The organism is Neisseria sp. HMSC064D07 (assembly GCF_001837185.1).
In the GTDB taxonomy this organism is placed as follows: Bacteria; Pseudomonadota; Gammaproteobacteria; order Burkholderiales; family Neisseriaceae; genus Neisseria; species Neisseria flavescens_C.
Window position 1 is genome coordinate 1 of sequence record NZ_KV831706.1, and the last position, 16029, is coordinate 16029.

Sequence of the window (16029 nt, forward strand, 5' to 3'; positions counted from 1 at the left end):
TTTTGGGGAATTTTGCAAAGGTCTCGGCCTTTTTATTGAACTGTTTTATCTATTTTCTATCAGGCTGCCGGCAGCTCGTGAAAAGCACTGGGCAAGTCTTCGTTATCGGCAAACTCAACCCATTCGTAAGCGCTTTCATCTGCCAAAACAGCACGCAACAGCGCATTATTGATGGCATGTCCTGATTTGTAACCTTCAAATGCACCGATAATCGGATGGCCGACAATGTACAAATCGCCAATCGCATCCAGGATTTTGTGGCGGACAAATTCATCGGGATAGCGCAAACCTTCCGGATTCAAAACGTCCATGTCGTCAATCACGATGGCGTTGTTCAAATTGCCGCCCAGTCCGAGATTGTGGGCGCGCATCATTTCTACTTCGTGCATAAAGCCGAAGGTACGGGCGCGGGCAATCTCATCGATATAGGATTTTCCTGCAAAATCAATTTCGAAAGTAGGTGCGCTGCGGTTGAATACGGGATGGTCAAATTCGATGGTTAAAGTAACTTTAAAGCCGTCATAAGGCGTAAAGCGCACCCATTTTCCGGTTTCTTTGATTTCAACGGGTTTGAGGATTCTCAAAAAACGTTTTTGGGCTTTTTGATCCACCACGCCTGCATCTTGTAAAAGGTAAATAAACGGTAGGCTGGATCCGTCCATAATCGGAATTTCAGGCGCGTTCAATTCAATCAAGGCATTATCAATGCCGTAGGCAGACAGAGCCGACATAATGTGTTCAATCGTGCCGATGCGCACGCCTTTATCGGTAACGATGGTTGAAGAGAGGCGGGTATCGTTGATCAAATAAGGATTCAATTTGATTACTTCACCCATTTCCCCACTTAAATCAGTACGGCGGAACGAAATACCGCTGTTTTCTTCGGCAGGATGCAAAGTCAGAGCGACCCTTTCGCCCGAATGCAGGCCAACGCCGGTAACGCTTACTGATTTGGCTAAAGTTCGTTGCAGCATAATTGCTTCCTTTAAAAAAGTCTGATGGGCAAATGATACGTTAAAAAGGAAAAAACAAGCCATCATTTTTAATAGTATTTGCCAATATGGATGTTTTGCGGGGGTGAATTTCAAAATTTTAATTATCCACAATAGTATGTGAAATTGAAGTGGGTAATTTGGTTTTTATCCACAGATAAATAGGGAAACTAAGATTCTATCCTTTTTTATTCCGGCATTCAGTTGGGGTTGGCCTCAAAGATAAAAAGTAACTATCAAATTGGTTTTAAAGAAAGTTATTGTGTTATCCACAGATGGTTTAGTTCTTCATCAAAATCATCATTTTAAAAATTAAAATATTATGATTTGAAGAAAACACTGAATGATCAACACAAAAATGGCAAAATATAAGAAATAGAACTAAGTTCATGATTTTCATAAACTTATGAAAATTTTAAGATTGGAAAATGGTTTTTATGAAATAAAATATCAAAAACCAGAACTAATCCGATTTGTCTGATATTTTCCTACAAACAAGAATTTCATGTTTTCTTTATTTAAATCAAACAACTTAAAACTAATCATCTGTAATCCTAGAAAGTAATTTTATTTCAGGATACAATGGCCTTACTGAAAAATTTTTCCCATTCCATCTAATAGGAGTAGCAAAATGAGTATTAAAGTAGCGATTAATGGTTTTGGCCGTATCGGTCGTCTGGCATTGCGTCAAATTGAAAAAGCTCAAGGTATCGAAGTCGTTGCTGTTAACGACTTGACTCCTGCCGATATGCTGCTGCACCTCTTTAAATACGACAGTACTCAAGGTCGCTTTGAAGGCTCTGCTGAATTGAAAGATGATGCGATTGTTGTTAACGGCAAAGAAATCAAAGTATTTGCCAATCCTAATCCTGAAGAATTGCCTTGGGGCGAGCTGGGTGTGGACGTTGTCCTCGAATGTACTGGTTTCTTTACCAACAAAACCAAAGCTGAAGCCCATATCCGTGCCGGTGCGCGCAAAGTTGTGATTTCCGCACCTGGCGGCAATGATGTGAAAACCGTTGTATACGGCGTAAACCAAGATATTTTGGACGGCAGCGAAACCGTTATCTCCGCCGCTTCTTGTACGACTAACTGTTTGGCCCCTATGGCTGCAGTATTGCAAAAAGAATTCGGTATTGTTGAAGGCCTGATGACCACCATCCACGCTTATACCGGCGACCAAAACACTCTTGACGCTCCGCACCGCAAAGGCGACTTCCGCCGCGCCCGTGCCGCTGCCTTGAATATCGTACCGAACAGCACCGGTGCCGCTAAAGCCATCGGCTTGGTTATTCCTGAATTGAACGGCAAGCTTGATGGTTCTGCCCAACGTGTTCCCGTAGCCACCGGCTCTTTGACCGAACTGGTTTCTGTTCTCGAGCGCCCTGTTACCAAAGAAGAAATCAATGCAGCCATGAAAGCTGCCGCCAACGATGCTTTAGGCTATACTGAAGATCAAATCGTTTCTTCCGACGTCATCGGTATCGAGTATGGCTCACTTTTCGATGCGACTCAAACCCGCGTGATGACTGTTGGCGACAAACAATTGGTAAAAACCGTTGCTTGGTACGACAATGAAATGTCTTACACTTGCCAATTGGTTCGTACCTTGGAATTCTTTGCCAGCAAAATCTAAAAAATAATGGGCTGAATCAATCAGTCTGTGGATAATTAAAAGGCCGTCTGAATATTTCAGACGGCCTTTTGTTTGTAGATAGATTTAATTTGCAATCAGATTGTGGATAATTTAATTACTGTGGCACATTTGTTTTCTATCCTAAACTGTACTTCATAATCCGCAATATTCATCACATAAATCCGTTCGGGAATATCTTGATAGGCAGGGCGAGGATCTTGGGCGATGCTTTGCTCAATGAGATGTTTTTCTTCTGTGGATAAATGTTCCGCAAGCGTACTTTCTGCCCAGACTACGTTCAATTCTTCCGGTTTACCGCTGACAAAGCCTGATGATGCGTCAGGTTTGGATTCGACAAACGGGATGTAGGGTTTGATATCCACTACCGGAGTACTGTCCAACAGGTCTGCACCGCTGCAATAGATGCGGACAGGTTTACCTGATTCGATGCGTTCGAGTTTTAGTAGGGATAAACCGAGATGATTGGGGCGGTGCGGGCTGCGTGTGGCAAATACGCCCATTTTTTGTTTGCCTCCAAGCCGTGGCGGACGCACCATTTGCGCCCAACCTTCATCCAATACGCCGTGGAAAATAAAACTTATCCACACATAGTCGAAATCTTCCAAGCCCCGAACGCTGTCTGTGGTAAATTCAGGAATGAGTTCAATGCAAATTTCTGCCGCAGGAACCAAACCGGGTTGGCGGGCAATACCGAATTTTTGTTTGTAGGGGGAATGAACGGTCGCAATAGGCGTAATCGAATAGGACATAATTTGTGGATAAATATTCTGTGCAAACTGTCATCATATCATAGATGTTTTCCCACATTTTGCGGTAGTAATTTGTTATAATACAAAGCATTTATTCCAAATGTCCGTACATGGGCAATAAATGCTCAATTTAAATAATATAAAATAAAATCAATAGGTTAAATTAATCCATGATTGTTTCCATCGATGTAGATGCACAAAAAACGTTTACGCCTTTGTGCCCGAAAGAATTGCCTGTTGCCGAAGGTCATCTGATTGCGGATGAACTCAATGCCCAAGCTGCATTGGCGGATTTACGCGTGATGACGAAAGATGCTCATCATGCCGCGGCAAAATGGCTTGTGGATAATCCTGTTGATATGTTGAAACCGACGGGTTTACCCGATGCGGATTTGACTTGGGTATCGCATGCGATGGTTGGAACATATGGCTATGATTTGTTGGGTGGCCTGCCTTCAGCCAAGGAATACGATTATTGTATTTGGAAAGGCGTCGATCCTGAGTTACATCCTTACGGCGCATGTTTTCACGATATTGAAGAAAAGCTCAGTACAGGTTTGATCGAATGGTTGCGCTGTAAAAATGCAGATATGGTCATTGTCGGCGGTTTGGCAACGGATTATTGTGTGAAAACAACGGTTTTACAGTTGCTTAAAGGCGGGGCTTGGAAAGTCATCGTCAATCAGGCGGCTTGTCGTGGCATTGCTCCGGAAACGGTTGAATCTGCATGGCAGGAAATGCATTCTGCCGGGGCTATTATTTTAGAAAACGCCGAAGAAATAAAAAAACACATTAACAATCAATAAATTATATTTAAAATTCTGTTGTTTCACGTGAAACATTTTCCAAAATATGAAGATTTTACTTGTCCGCTTGTCCAGTATGGGCGATTTAATTCATACGTTGCCCGCAGTTGAAGATTTGGCGCGACAATGTCCTGAGGTGGAGCTCCATTGGCTGTGTGAGGCAGGGTTTGCAGATATTGCCCGTTTACATCCTTTTGTCAAAAAGGTTCATGTAATGAAATGGCGGCAGTGGCGCAAACACCTTTTTCAGGCTGAAACATGGCGTGAAATAGGCCGTCTGAAAACGGATTTACAGGCTGAATCTTTTGATTTTGTTTTAGATAGCCAAGGACTGATTAAAAGCGCATGCTTTGCCAAAATGGCGAAATCCCCTATTTACGGTTTGGATAAACACAGCGCGCGTGAAAGTTTATCTGCCCTTGCGTACAGTAAAACGTTTGCCGTGCCGAAAGGCAAAAATGCGGTCTGGCGAAACCGTGAATTATTCGTTCAAGTATTTGGTTATAGAATGCCTGAAACGCAGGTATTTGGTTTGTCAGTTCCTGAATCAGGCCGTCTGCAAAATTTGCAATCCCCTTATTACGTTGCTTTGCATGCAACCAGTCGAGACAGTAAATTATGGCCGGTAGAACACTGGCGTGCATTATTGAAAAAGTTGAATGAAAAGCAACACTGTAATGTATATCTGCCATGGGGAAATGAAACCGAAAAAATGCGTGCCGAACAGATTGTAAGCGATTTACCGTTTGCTTCGGTTTGCAACAAAATGAATTTATTACAGGCTGCATTTTTATTGAAAAACGCAGAGGGTATTATTGGCGTAGATACCGGACTGCTGCATCTTGCCAATGCGTTGGAAAAGCCTGTTGTAGGAATTTATACAGATACAGATCCGGCCAAGACCGGCGTTCAAGTTTCGGCTTATGCAAAAAATTTAGGTGGTATTGCTCAAATCCCAAATGTTGACGAGGTTTATCAAACCTTGATGGATTGTGTTGCAGCATATGGTAAATAATTGCTGGGGAGTTGAATTTATTTTCTGAGTAAATGCTTTAGAAATGATATAATTCCGCTCTATTTACCAAGATTTATACAAATTTGGTTTTATCATATTGGTGAAAACCGAATTGGATTTTATATAAAGAATGTATCAAAAGCAGTATGCTAGATTTGATGGACATTCTTTTTAGGAGAATTGAATGAAAGCACTGGTCGCAGTAAAGCGCGTAGTGGACTATAACGTCAAAGTTCGTGTGAAAGCCGATGGTTCCGATGTGGATATCGGTAATGTCAAAATGTCGATGAACCCGTTTGATGAAATCGCGGTAGAAGAAGCTGTCCGTTTGAAAGAAGCCGGAAAAGTAAGCGAGATTGTTGCTGTTTCTCTTGGCGAGAAAAAATGCGAAGAAACGTTGCGTACTGCTTTGGCGATGGGTGCCGACCGTGCGGTTCATGTTGAGACTGATGCGAAGTTGGAGCCTTTGGCCATTGCGAAATTGCTGAAAGCTGTTGCGGATAAAGAAAATCCGCAAATTTTACTGCTGGGTAAACAGGCAATTGACGATGACGCCAACCAAGTTGCCCAAATGCTGGCTGCGTTGTTGAATGCGGCTCAAGGTACTTTTGCATCAAAAGTGCAAATTGAAGGCGAAGAAGCATTGGTAACCCGTGAAATTGACGGCGGCGAAGAGACTGTTGCATTGAAACTGCCTGCGGTCATCAGTGCAGATTTGCGTTTGAACGAACCACGCTTTGTCAAACTTCCTAATATCATGGCGGCAAAGAAAAAACCTTTAGAAAAATTGAGTCCTGCCGATTTGGCTGTGGATATTTCTCCGCGTTTGAATACCGTGAAATTTGCCGAACCTAAAGCACGTCAAGCCGGTGTGAAAGTGGCTGATGTTGCCGAGTTGGTTGAAAAGCTGAAAAACGAAGCCAAAGTGATCTAAGGAGTATGAAATGAGCGTATTGATTATTGCGGAACATAATAACCAACATTTGAATCCTGCCACTTTGCATGCGGTAACGGCTGCCGCCAAATTGGGTAATGTAGATTTATTGGTTGCCGGCAGTAATGCTGCTGCGGTGGTTGAAGAGGCGAAACAGGTTGCAGGCGTAGCGAAAGTTTTAGTAGCCGATTCGCCTTATTACGCTGAAGGTTTGGCAGAAGAATTAGCGCCTTTGGTTGTTAAACTGGCTGCGGATTACCGCTATGTGGCTGCGACTGCAACTGCGTTTGGTAAAAATCTGTTGCCCCGGGTTGCTGCCCTGTTGGATGTACCACAAGTTTCCGATTTAACCGAAGTTGTGGATAACTCGACATTTGTTCGTCCGATTTATGCCGGTAATGCATTTGAAACTATTCAATCCAATTCTGAAAAATTGGTACTGACTTTCCGTGCGACAGCATTTGATGCTGCCGGACCAGGCGGTAATACAGAAGTGGTCAATGTTGAGGCAACGCCTGCTCAAAACCTGAGCCGTTTCGTAAGTCGTCAACTTTCCCAGTCTGACCGCCCTGAATTGACTCAGGCAAAAGTGATTGTTTCCGGTGGCCGTGCATTGGGTAGTGCTGAAAAATTCAATGAAGTATTGACTCCTTTGGCGGATGCTTTGGGTGCGGCGATTGGTGCTTCCCGTGCGGCAGTGGATGCCGAGTATGCGCCAAACGATGCTCAAGTTGGTCAAACCGGTAAAGTGGTTGCGCCGCAACTGTACTTCGCTATCGGTATTTCCGGTGCTATCCAACACGTTGCCGGTATGCAGGACAGTAAAGTGATTGTTGCCATCAACAAAGATGCTGACGCTCCGATTTTCAATGTGGCAGATTACGGCTTGGTTGGTGATTTGTTTGAAGTTGTGCCTCAACTGACTGAAGCACTGAAAAACTGATGTTTCACGTGAAACGTTCAGACGGCCTTTTACAACAAAGGCCGTCTGAAAATATTTTGGCATGATTACGACCTATAAAACCATTATCACACCGACACAGGCTGAATTTAAAGATAAAGGCAGCCGCTTCATCGCATACGCCTATCCGATCCGCACTTTGGCCGATGTGAAGAAATATCTCGACCCATTAAAGGAAGAGCATCACAAGGCACGACATTGGTGCTACGCCTATCGATTGGGTGTGGATGGAATGCAGTTTCGCGCAAACGATGATGGAGAACCGTCCGGAAGCGCAGGCCGCCCTATTTTGGGGCAGATTGATTCTGTCGGTGTAACGGATGTGTTGGTTGTGGTTGTGCGTTATTTTGGTGGTACGCTATTGGGTGTTCCCGGTTTGATTCATGCGTATAAGGAATCAACGGCTCAGGCACTGGCAATAGCAGAAGTTGTTGAAAAGAATGTCGAAAAGACAGTTTGGTTGAAGTGTGAATATCCTGTTTTGAATGAGGCTATACGGATTGCCAAACAATATCAGACCGATATTGTGGAACAGGATTTGCAGCTGGATTGTAAGTTGACAGTGAAAATAGCGTTGGCCAATTATGAAGCTTGTATTGCTGCTTGGAAAAATACGCGTCAAATTGAAGTAGATACTGAGAAGCCGTTTGAATAAAAGGTCGTCTGAACATATTTGAGAAATCAAAAGTTTCAGACGGCCTTTGATGTTTTAGCCTTGGTATCTGTCTAAAGCATTTACGCTTGAGCGCAGGTGTTCCCAAGCCAGTTGATGAAATTCCCCTAGTGCATTCCATAGGGCATCTTCGCTCATAATGCTGTATTCGCCCTGTGTACGCAAATCAACATCTGCCCCTTCTTCAATGGCTTGATGGCATGCTTGGTATTCGTTGGTATAGAAGTCATCCATGTCTTGCATGAGGCTTGCAGCATGTTTCCAGCGGGCGATATCTGCTTCCAGTTGCGGCAGTAATTCGCACCATTCGCGGTATTTGCTTTGAATTTCATCAATACGTTTTTGCATGATTTGTCCTTTCGTTGTTTGAAATTAGAGTATGGTTGTCTTGGTGCAATATTATTCTTAATTTGAAACAGCTATGCAAGATGGAACAATATTCCATTGATTAAATTTTATTTACAACATCTATTCTTCAAGGAGATGGTATGAAATTGCTCGTTATTGGTAATGGTGGACGTGAACACGCACTGGCTTGGAAATTGGCGCAGTCGTCTAAAGTAGAAACTGTCTTTGTTGCACCTGGTAATGCTGGAACGGCAATTGAGCCTAAACTGCAGAATATAGCGTTGACAGCACATCAAGATTTGATTGATTTTTGCCGTAATGAAAATATTGCCTTTACCGTAGTCGGCCCTGAAGCGCCTTTGGCTGCCGGTGTGGTGAATGATTTCCGTGCTGCCGGGTTGAAGATTTTTGGCCCGACTCAATACGTGGCCCAGCTGGAGAGCTCAAAAGATTTTGCTAAAGCATTTATGGCAAAATATAAGATTCCAACCGCGCAATACCAAACCTTTGAAAATGCCGATGCGGCACATGATTACGTCAACCAAAAAGGTGCGCCGATTGTTATTAAGGCGGATGGTTTGGCTGCAGGTAAAGGCGTGATTGTCGCCATGACTTTGGATGAAGCCCATGCCGCTATCGACGATATGTTGTTGGGCAATAAAATGGGCAATGCAGGCGCGCGCGTCGTGATTGAAGATTTCCTGCAAGGCGAGGAAGCGAGCTTTATCGTTATGGTGGACGGCAATCATGTTTTACCGATGGCAACCAGCCAAGACCATAAACGCCTGCTGGATGACGACAAAGGCCCTAATACCGGCGGTATGGGCGCATACAGCCCTGCTCCGGTGGTAACGCCTGACGTGTACGAGCGCGCGATGAATGAAATTATTTTGCCGACTGTGGCCGGTATGAAAGCAGAAGGTCATGAATTTACCGGCTTTTTATACGCGGGCTTGATGATTGATAAAACCGGTGCACCTTATACTATCGAATTCAACTGCCGTTTCGGCGACCCTGAAACCCAGCCGATTATGAGCCGTTTGGATAGCGATTTGGTGGATTTGGTTGAAGCGGCAATCGACGGTAAACTGGATAGTGTTGCTGCCAAATGGAATCCGCAGACTGCAGTAGGCGTGGTGTTGGCCGCACAAAATTATCCTGACTCTCCAAAAAAAGGCGATGTGATCTTCGGCTTGGATAAGGCCAATCAAATCGGTAAAGTTTTCCATGCCGGTACTGCAACGAATGAAAAAGGCGAAGTTGTAACCAACGGCGGCCGTGTATTGTGTGTTGTCGGTTTGGGCGATGATGTTGCACAAGCTAAAAGCAAGGCTTATGAGGCATTGGAAACCATCCGTTTTGACGGTATGCAATACCGTAAAGACATTGCCGATAAAGCCATCAACCGTTAATAATGAATAGAAATAGGCCATCTGAACACAGATTGTCCGACAATCGCAGTTTCAGACGGCCTTGGTATTATGATGATGTTCCCCAGAATTTTATCGGCTGCAGCCCAACGCAGGTTGCAGGCGCATCTTAAAAAAGGCGGTTTGGTCGCCTATCCTACCGAGTCTTGCTATGGCTTGGGCTGTGTCCCTACTTTGCCTAAAGCACTCAATCAACTGATTCATCTGAAAAAACGACCGCAACACAAAGGCATGATTGTCATTGGCCATAGCTTGGAACAGTTGCAACCTTTGTTGCAAAGGCCGTCTGAAAATATCCAAACCATGCTGCATGAAGCATGGCCTGCTCCGAAAACTTTTTTATTGCCGGCCGGCAAAAAAGTATTGCCCTCATTGCGGGGAAAAAGACGCAGTAAATTGGCTGTCAGGGTTCCTGCGCACGCAGGTGCAAGGCGTTTGTGTCAGGTTTTGGAAATGCCTTTAGTCTCTACTTCATGCAATCGTGCAGGAAAACGGGCATGCAAAACGGAAAGGGAAGTCAGAAGACAGTTTGGTAGGAAAGTCTGGGTTGTAGGCGGATTGATAGGTAAGCAGAAAACGCCTAGCCAGATTATTGACGGAGAAACAGGGGCAAGGCTGCGTTAAAGAAGGGTTGTATCATCAAAGGAAAGGTATTTATTTGAAGAAGCAAATTTTTTCCAAAAGATTGGAATACCTGTGTGAAAAGCATTTAGTGCAGATCCAGTTTGATACATAGTAGTCTGTAAATACAGATCGATTAAGCAGATAGTAAGTCAATAAATAGAGTATAAAGCAGTATTTTGTGAAATGCTCTTGCAAAGAATGAAGCAAACTTTGAGCGTAAATGAATCGCTGTAATAAATTATTTTTGAATAAACAAATTTTGTGGATAAATTTGAAGATAAATTTCCATAAAAACATAAAAAGGCCGTCTGAAACTTGATATTCAAAGCATTCAGACGGCCTTTTAAATATTCAAACTGTGGATAACTTTGTGAATAAGTGTGTATTAAAGCTTATGTCCGCACACAGTTTCGTATTGTTTTTCAGTAATCGTGCCGCTCATGACGCTCATTGGGCGGATGCTGGTCGGCGTATAGCTTTGGTTGGAAATCACCCGGCCGTGTTCATCCATCAGTTGCAGCGCTGCCAAGCGATAGGTTTTGTTTGAGCAATGAATTTCCCAGCTGCCTATAGCCGTTTTATAGGCAGGCGTATTGACGAAACGTTCCTCTTTCAGTTTGGAAACAGTTTTTTTATCGCGGAAAGTAACCAGTGCGCCATTTCTTTTAATGCTGCTTTTATCAATGGCCACTTTGATATTGCCTTCAGAGATGGTGCCGATGTTGGTCCAGCTACCGCCGCCGCTTGAAGTGGTGGTTGTTTCACAGGCACTCAACATCAAAGCCACAAATACGGTTGTAGCTAGGGAAAAACGTTTGATATTCATAAAACCTCATTATTTACAAAAAGTCAGTCGATATTATCCGTGAAGATGGCATATATCGTAAATCGATTTTGCAAAGTTGAACCTCTGAAAAGCATTTTATGAAAAATACGCTGAAAAGGCCGTCTGAAACCTGTCTTTCAGACGGCCTTGGAGTGTAAAATCATGTATAATTGCAAACAATTTGGTTTTCATCCCATAGGAAGATCCGACATGATTAACCCTATCGCTGCACTTTCCCCATTAGATGGCCGCTACGCCAAATCCGTTGAAGCATTGCGTCCGATTTTCTCCGAATACGGCCTGATGCGTGCGCGTGTCAAAGTTGAATTAAACTGGCTCAAAGCCCTTGCCGCCGAGCCTAAGATTGTAGAAGTTCCTGCTTTCAGCGATTTTACGCTTGCCGAAATCGACAAAGTGATCGAAAACTTCTCACTTGAAGATGCCGCCGCCGTCAAAGCCATTGAGGCGACTACCAATCACGACGTCAAAGCCATCGAATATTGGCTTAAAGAACGCTTCTCCGGCGTGCCTGAAGTGGCTGCTGCCAGCGAGTTCATCCACTTTGCCTGCACCAGCGAAGATATCAACAACCTGTCCCACGCTTTAATGCTGCAAGAAGCGCGTGAGGCTGTTTTACTGCCGAAACTGGCCGAAATTATCGAAAAACTGACCGGCATGGCGCATGAGTTGGCTGCCGTCCCTATGATGAGCCGCACGCATGGCCAGCCTGCTACACCAAGCACACTGGGTAAAGAAATTGCCAATGTCGTGTACCGCCTGCAACGTCAGTTTAAAAACCTGCAAGCGCAAGAGTTCCTCGGCAAAATCAATGGCGCAGTCGGCAACTACAATGCCCATATGGTCGCCTATCCTGATGTGGATTGGGAAAACCATTGCCGCAACTTCGTTGAAATCAGCCTCGGCCTGACCTTCAACCCCTACACTATTCAAATCGAGCCGCACGACTATATGGCGGAATTTTTCCAAGCCATCAGCCGTGTCAACACGATTCTGATCGACTTCAACCGCGACGTTTGGGGCTATATTTCTTTGGGTTACTTCAAACAAAAAGTCAAAGCAGGCGAAGTCGGTTCTTCCACCATGCCGCACAAAGTCAATCCGATCGACTTTGAAAACTCCGAAGGCAACCTCGGTATGGCCAATGCCGTATTGGGCTTTTTGTCCGAAAAACTGCCGATTTCCCGTTGGCAGCGCGACCTGACCGACAGCACCGTATTGCGCAATATGGGCGTGGGCGTGGGCTATACCGTATTGGGCTTTGCCGCCCATCTGCGCGGTCTAAACAAGCTTGAGCCGAATCCTGCCGCCCTTGCTGCCGATTTGGACGCTACTTGGGAGCTGTTGGCCGAGCCGATTCAAACTGTAATGCGTCGTTACGGCGTGGCCAATCCTTACGAGAAGCTGAAAGACTTGACACGCGGTAAAGACGGCATTACGCCTGAAGTGTTGAAACTCTTTATCGAATCGTTGGAAATTCCGGCAGAAGCCAAAGCCAAATTGCTTGAGCTGACCCCTGCGTTGTATGTGGGTAAGGCCGAAGAGTTGGCAAAACGAATTTAAAAGGTTTTTGTAGGGCGCACTTTCTTAGTTATTGAGATTTTTTGATAGATAAGAAACCAACCCTTTGCATCCGACAAATTAAAAAGGCCGTCTGAAATATTTTTCAGACGGCCTTTTTCGATTCAATCTGTTATTTCACTTTGTCTTTCAATGCGCCGTAGCCGGCAGCGTCCATTTCTTCCAAAGGAATGAATTTCAAACTTGCGCCGTTGATGCAATAGCGCAGGCCGCCTTTGTCTTTCGGGCCGTCGGCGAAGACATGTCCCAAGTGCGAATCGGCGGCATGGCTGCGCACTTCGGTGCGGCGCATGTTGTAGCTGAAATCGTCGTGTTCGGTAACGGCGGAGGCATTAATCGGATGGGTGAAGCTCGGCCAGCCGCAGCCGGAATCGAATTTGTCGGCAGAGCTGAACAGGGGTTCGCCGCTGACGATGTCCACATAAATGCCGGGTTTGAACAAGTGGTCGTATTCGTGGCTGAAGGCGTATTCGGTCGCGCTGTTTTGGGTAACTTGGTATTGTTCTTCGGTCAGGAGGCGTTTGAGTTCGGCAGTGCTGGGTTTTTTATACGTTGCCGCGTCAAAGCCTTTGCCTTGCGGGGTGGCTTTGGTTTTGCCCGGCAGCGGTTCGTCGGCTTTGCGGATGTCGATGTGGCAGTAGCCGTTGGGGTTTTTAATCAGGTAGTCCTGATGGTATTCCTCGGCGTCGTAGAAGTTTTTCAGCGGCTCGTTTTCGACGACGAGGGGCTGTTGGTATTTTTGCTGCTCGCGTTTGAGCGCGGCGGCGATGACGGCTTTTTCGGCGGGGTCGGTGTAGTACACGCCGCTGCGGTATTGCGTGCCGATGTCGTTACCCTGTTTGTTGAGGCTGGTCGGGTCAACGACGCGGAAATAGTATTGCAGGATGTCGTCGAGGCTGAGTTTGTCGGCATCATAGGTGACTTTGACGGTTTCGGCATGGCCCGTATCGCGGTAGGAAACGTCTTCGTAGCTTGGGTTTTCCGTTTTGCCGTTGGCGTAGCCTGATACTGCGTCAACCACGCCGTCTATGCGTTGGAAATAGGCTTCCAAGCCCCAAAAGCAGCCACCGGCGAGGTAGATGGTGCGTGTATTCATGATTGCTGAATCCTTTTTCTGTGTGTCGGGTTTGTAAAATGTGTTTTTCAGACGGCCTAAATCGGCATCGGGATCGCGGATTAACGCCAATGCCTGCGCTTCGTTGATACTGCCTTTGACGATGCGTTGCACGTCGCCGTCTTTGCCGATTAATGCCCACGAAGGGTAAACGCCGATATTCAGGCTTTGGGCGATGGTGCCGCCGTTGTCGGTAACGACGGGCAGCTTAGGATAGTTCAAACCGGCATACCATTTTTGAAAGTCGCCGTCTTTTTTCTCGTGCAGAAAACCGGGCGAGGTAACGGTAATCAGGTTGGCGGAACCAAATTTTGCATCTTGCGCCCATTTTTCGGTTTGCTCCAATTCGGACAAACACAAAGGACACCAGCTTGCCCAGAATTTAATCAGGGTCGGTTTGTCTTTTTTCAAATAAACGCTAGCGGGGCGGTTGTCCGCGGTTTTCAAAGTGGACAAAGTGTGCGGCACGGTCGCGGCTTCGGTATCCATTATTTTGGATGAGCAGGCGCCAAGCGCAAGCAGGCAACCGAACTTGGTGCAAAGTGAAAATAATGTGCGGGGATTCATCTCTATGTTTCCTGTATGGATGGTTTGTCTTATTAGACGTTGGAAATGCCAAAACCTGACAACCTTGATTTTCAGACGACCTTGCCACGTAAAATACGCTACAATACTCCCTATTTCAAGTTTCTAAAATTAAAAGGAAAATTTAATGTTCAGCTTCTTCCGTCGCAATAAAAAACAGGAAACTCCGGCTCCTGAGGAGGCTCAAGTTCAGGAAATCGCAGCAAAAGTAGAATCTGAAGTTGCTCAAGTAGTTGAAAATATTAAAGAAAATGTCGAATCTTTAGCAGAAAGCGTCAAAGGGCAGGTCGAATCAGTTGTTGAAACTGTCAGCGAAACCGTCGAACAGGTTCGGGAAGCTTTGACTGAAACGCGGTCTGAAACAGTCGAAAAAGTAGAAGAACACGTTGAAGCGGCAAAAGAAGCGGCTGTTGAAACCGTCAGCGAGGCTGTTGCACAGGTTCAAGAAACCGTTGCCGAGATGCCGTCTGAAGCGGCTGAGGTTGCTGAAGAAGTAGCAGAACAGGCTGAAGCGGCAAAAGAAGCGACTGTTGAAACCGTCAGCGAGACTGTTGAACAGGTTCAAGAAACCGTTGCCGAAATGCCGTCTGAAGTGGCCGAGGCTGCTGAGGAAGCAGCAGAACAGGCTGAAGCGGTAAAAGAAGCAGCTGTTGAGGCAGTTAACGAGACTGTCGAGCAAGTTCAAGAAGTTGTTGCAGAGGCTTCAGCCGAAGCCCCTGCTCCGGTAGAAGAACAAAAGCTCAGTTGGGCCGCGCGTTTGAAACAAGGCTTGACCAAATCACGCGACAAAATGGCAAAATCGTTGGCCGGCGTGTTTGGCGGCGGACAAATCGACGAGGATTTGTACGAAGAGCTGGAAACCGTGCTGATTACCAGCGATATGGGCATGGAAGCCACCGAATACTTGATGAAAGATGTGCGCGACCGTGTCAGCCTCAAAGGCCTCAAAGACGGCAACGAATTACGCGGTGCACTGAAAGATGCGCTGTACGACTTGATTAAGCCTCTGGAGAAGCCTTTGGTCTTGCCGGAAACCAAGGAGCCTTTCGTGATTATGCTTGCCGGTATCAACGGCGCAGGTAAAACCACGTCTATCGGCAAACTTGCCAAATACTTCCAAGCTCAGGGTAAATCTGTATTACTGGCGGCAGGCGATACTTTCCGTGCCGCCGCGCGTGAGCAGCTTCAGGCTTGGGGCGAGCGCAATAATGTGACCGTGATTTCGCAAACTACGGGCGATTCCGCAGCCGTTTGCTTCGATGCCGTCCAAGCCGCCAAAGCGCGCGGGATCGACATCGTGCTTGCTGATACCGCCGGCCGTCTGCCGACGCAGCTTCATTTGATGGAAGAAATTAAAAAAGTGAAACGCGTGTTGCAAAAAGCCATGCCTGATGCGCCACATGAAATCATCGTCGTGCTTGATGCCAACATCGGTCAAAACGCCGTCAACCAAGTCAAAGCCTTTGACGAAGCTCTGGGTCTGACCGGCCTTATCGTAACCAAACTCGACGGTACAGCCAAAGGCGGTATCCTTGCCGCCCTTGCCTCTGACCGCCCTGTTCCTGTCCGCTACATCGGCGTAGGCGAAGGCATCGACGATTTGCGTCCGTTTAATGCCAAAGCGTTTGTAGATGCCCTATTGGATTAAACAGATAGGCTGAGGCTTGTCAACGCAGTTTGCGGGGGATTTTTGAGTTGTATTTTGAATGACTCTGC

At 45.9% G+C, this 16029-nt stretch carries 15 protein-coding genes; 10 read left to right on the forward strand and 5 right to left on the reverse strand.

Annotation, left to right across the window (positions count from 1 at the left end):
- Positions 1-59 precede the first annotated feature (59 nt).
- Entirely contained in the window at positions 60-974 is a 915-nt protein-coding gene (gene lpxC / locus HMPREF2608_RS08940) for a UDP-3-O-acyl-N-acetylglucosamine deacetylase (protein ID WP_070826685.1), read from the reverse strand.
- A gap of 649 nt (positions 975-1623) precedes the next feature.
- On the opposite strand from lpxC, the gene gap reads away from it, so the two are divergent.
- Positions 1624-2628, forward strand: coding sequence for a type I glyceraldehyde-3-phosphate dehydrogenase (gene gap / locus HMPREF2608_RS08945; RefSeq protein WP_049335677.1), 1005 nt, complete (start codon positions 1624-1626; stop codon positions 2626-2628).
- A 95-nt stretch (positions 2629-2723) separates the two neighbouring features.
- Here gap and tsaA read toward each other — a convergent pair whose 3' ends face one another.
- The gene (tsaA, locus tag HMPREF2608_RS08950) at positions 2724-3398 is read right to left on the reverse strand and encodes a tRNA (N6-threonylcarbamoyladenosine(37)-N6)-methyltransferase TrmO (RefSeq protein WP_070826686.1); all 675 of its coding nucleotides are present in this window, start codon (positions 3396-3398) and stop codon (positions 2724-2726) included.
- Between the two features lie 170 nt (positions 3399-3568).
- On the opposite strand from tsaA, the gene HMPREF2608_RS08955 reads away from it, so the two are divergent.
- From HMPREF2608_RS08955 to HMPREF2608_RS08975, 5 genes are all read left to right on the forward strand, one after another.
- Positions 3569-4204: a nicotinamidase gene (locus HMPREF2608_RS08955; protein ID WP_070826687.1), complete on the forward strand. Its 636-nt coding sequence runs from the start codon at positions 3569-3571 to the stop codon at positions 4202-4204.
- A gap of 46 nt (positions 4205-4250) precedes the next feature.
- Positions 4251-5219, forward strand: coding sequence for a lipopolysaccharide heptosyltransferase I (gene waaC, locus HMPREF2608_RS08960; protein ID WP_070826688.1), 969 nt, complete (start codon positions 4251-4253; stop codon positions 5217-5219).
- Between the two features lie 184 nt (positions 5220-5403).
- Entirely contained in the window at positions 5404-6153 is a 750-nt protein-coding gene (locus HMPREF2608_RS08965; RefSeq protein WP_070826689.1) for an electron transfer flavoprotein subunit beta/FixA family protein, read from the forward strand.
- Between the two features lie 10 nt (positions 6154-6163).
- Positions 6164-7096, forward strand: a complete 933-nt coding sequence (locus tag HMPREF2608_RS08970; RefSeq protein ID WP_070826690.1) for an electron transfer flavoprotein subunit alpha/FixB family protein — start codon at positions 6164-6166, stop codon at positions 7094-7096.
- 61 nt (positions 7097-7157) lie between these two features.
- The gene (locus tag HMPREF2608_RS08975; RefSeq protein WP_070826691.1) at positions 7158-7769 is read left to right on the forward strand and encodes an IMPACT family protein; all 612 of its coding nucleotides are present in this window, start codon (positions 7158-7160) and stop codon (positions 7767-7769) included.
- A 54-nt stretch (positions 7770-7823) separates the two neighbouring features.
- On the opposite strand, the gene HMPREF2608_RS08980 is transcribed toward HMPREF2608_RS08975, so the two are convergent.
- Complete coding sequence (locus tag HMPREF2608_RS08980) at positions 7824-8135, reverse strand: DUF4298 domain-containing protein (protein WP_003747758.1); 312 nt, start codon at positions 8133-8135, stop codon at positions 7824-7826.
- Positions 8136-8275: 140 nt separating this feature from the next.
- On the opposite strand from HMPREF2608_RS08980, the gene purD reads away from it, so the two are divergent.
- Together purD and HMPREF2608_RS08990 are read left to right on the forward strand one after the other, a co-directional pair.
- Entirely contained in the window at positions 8276-9547 is a 1272-nt protein-coding gene (gene purD / locus HMPREF2608_RS08985; RefSeq protein WP_070826692.1) for a phosphoribosylamine--glycine ligase, read from the forward strand.
- 72 nt (positions 9548-9619) lie between these two features.
- Positions 9620-10189, forward strand: coding sequence for an L-threonylcarbamoyladenylate synthase (locus HMPREF2608_RS08990; protein WP_039861929.1), 570 nt, complete (start codon positions 9620-9622; stop codon positions 10187-10189).
- 385 nt (positions 10190-10574) lie between these two features.
- On the opposite strand, the gene HMPREF2608_RS08995 is transcribed toward HMPREF2608_RS08990, so the two are convergent.
- Positions 10575-11015: a surface-adhesin E family protein gene (locus HMPREF2608_RS08995; protein ID WP_070826693.1), complete on the reverse strand. Its 441-nt coding sequence runs from the start codon at positions 11013-11015 to the stop codon at positions 10575-10577.
- A 210-nt stretch (positions 11016-11225) separates the two neighbouring features.
- On the opposite strand from HMPREF2608_RS08995, the gene purB reads away from it, so the two are divergent.
- A complete protein-coding gene (gene purB, locus HMPREF2608_RS09000) occupies positions 11226-12596 on the forward strand; it encodes an adenylosuccinate lyase (protein WP_070826694.1) in 1371 nt (456 codons plus the stop codon).
- A gap of 130 nt (positions 12597-12726) precedes the next feature.
- Here the strand turns inward: purB and msrAB are convergent, their stop codons facing one another.
- Positions 12727-14295, reverse strand: a complete 1569-nt coding sequence (gene msrAB / locus HMPREF2608_RS09005) for a bifunctional peptide-methionine (S)-S-oxide reductase MsrA/peptide-methionine (R)-S-oxide reductase MsrB (RefSeq protein ID WP_070826695.1) — start codon at positions 14293-14295, stop codon at positions 12727-12729.
- Between the two features lie 145 nt (positions 14296-14440).
- On the opposite strand from msrAB, the gene ftsY reads away from it, so the two are divergent.
- The gene (ftsY, locus tag HMPREF2608_RS09010; protein WP_141761487.1) at positions 14441-15961 is read left to right on the forward strand and encodes a signal recognition particle-docking protein FtsY; all 1521 of its coding nucleotides are present in this window, start codon (positions 14441-14443) and stop codon (positions 15959-15961) included.
- Positions 15962-16029: the final 68 nt, after the last annotated feature.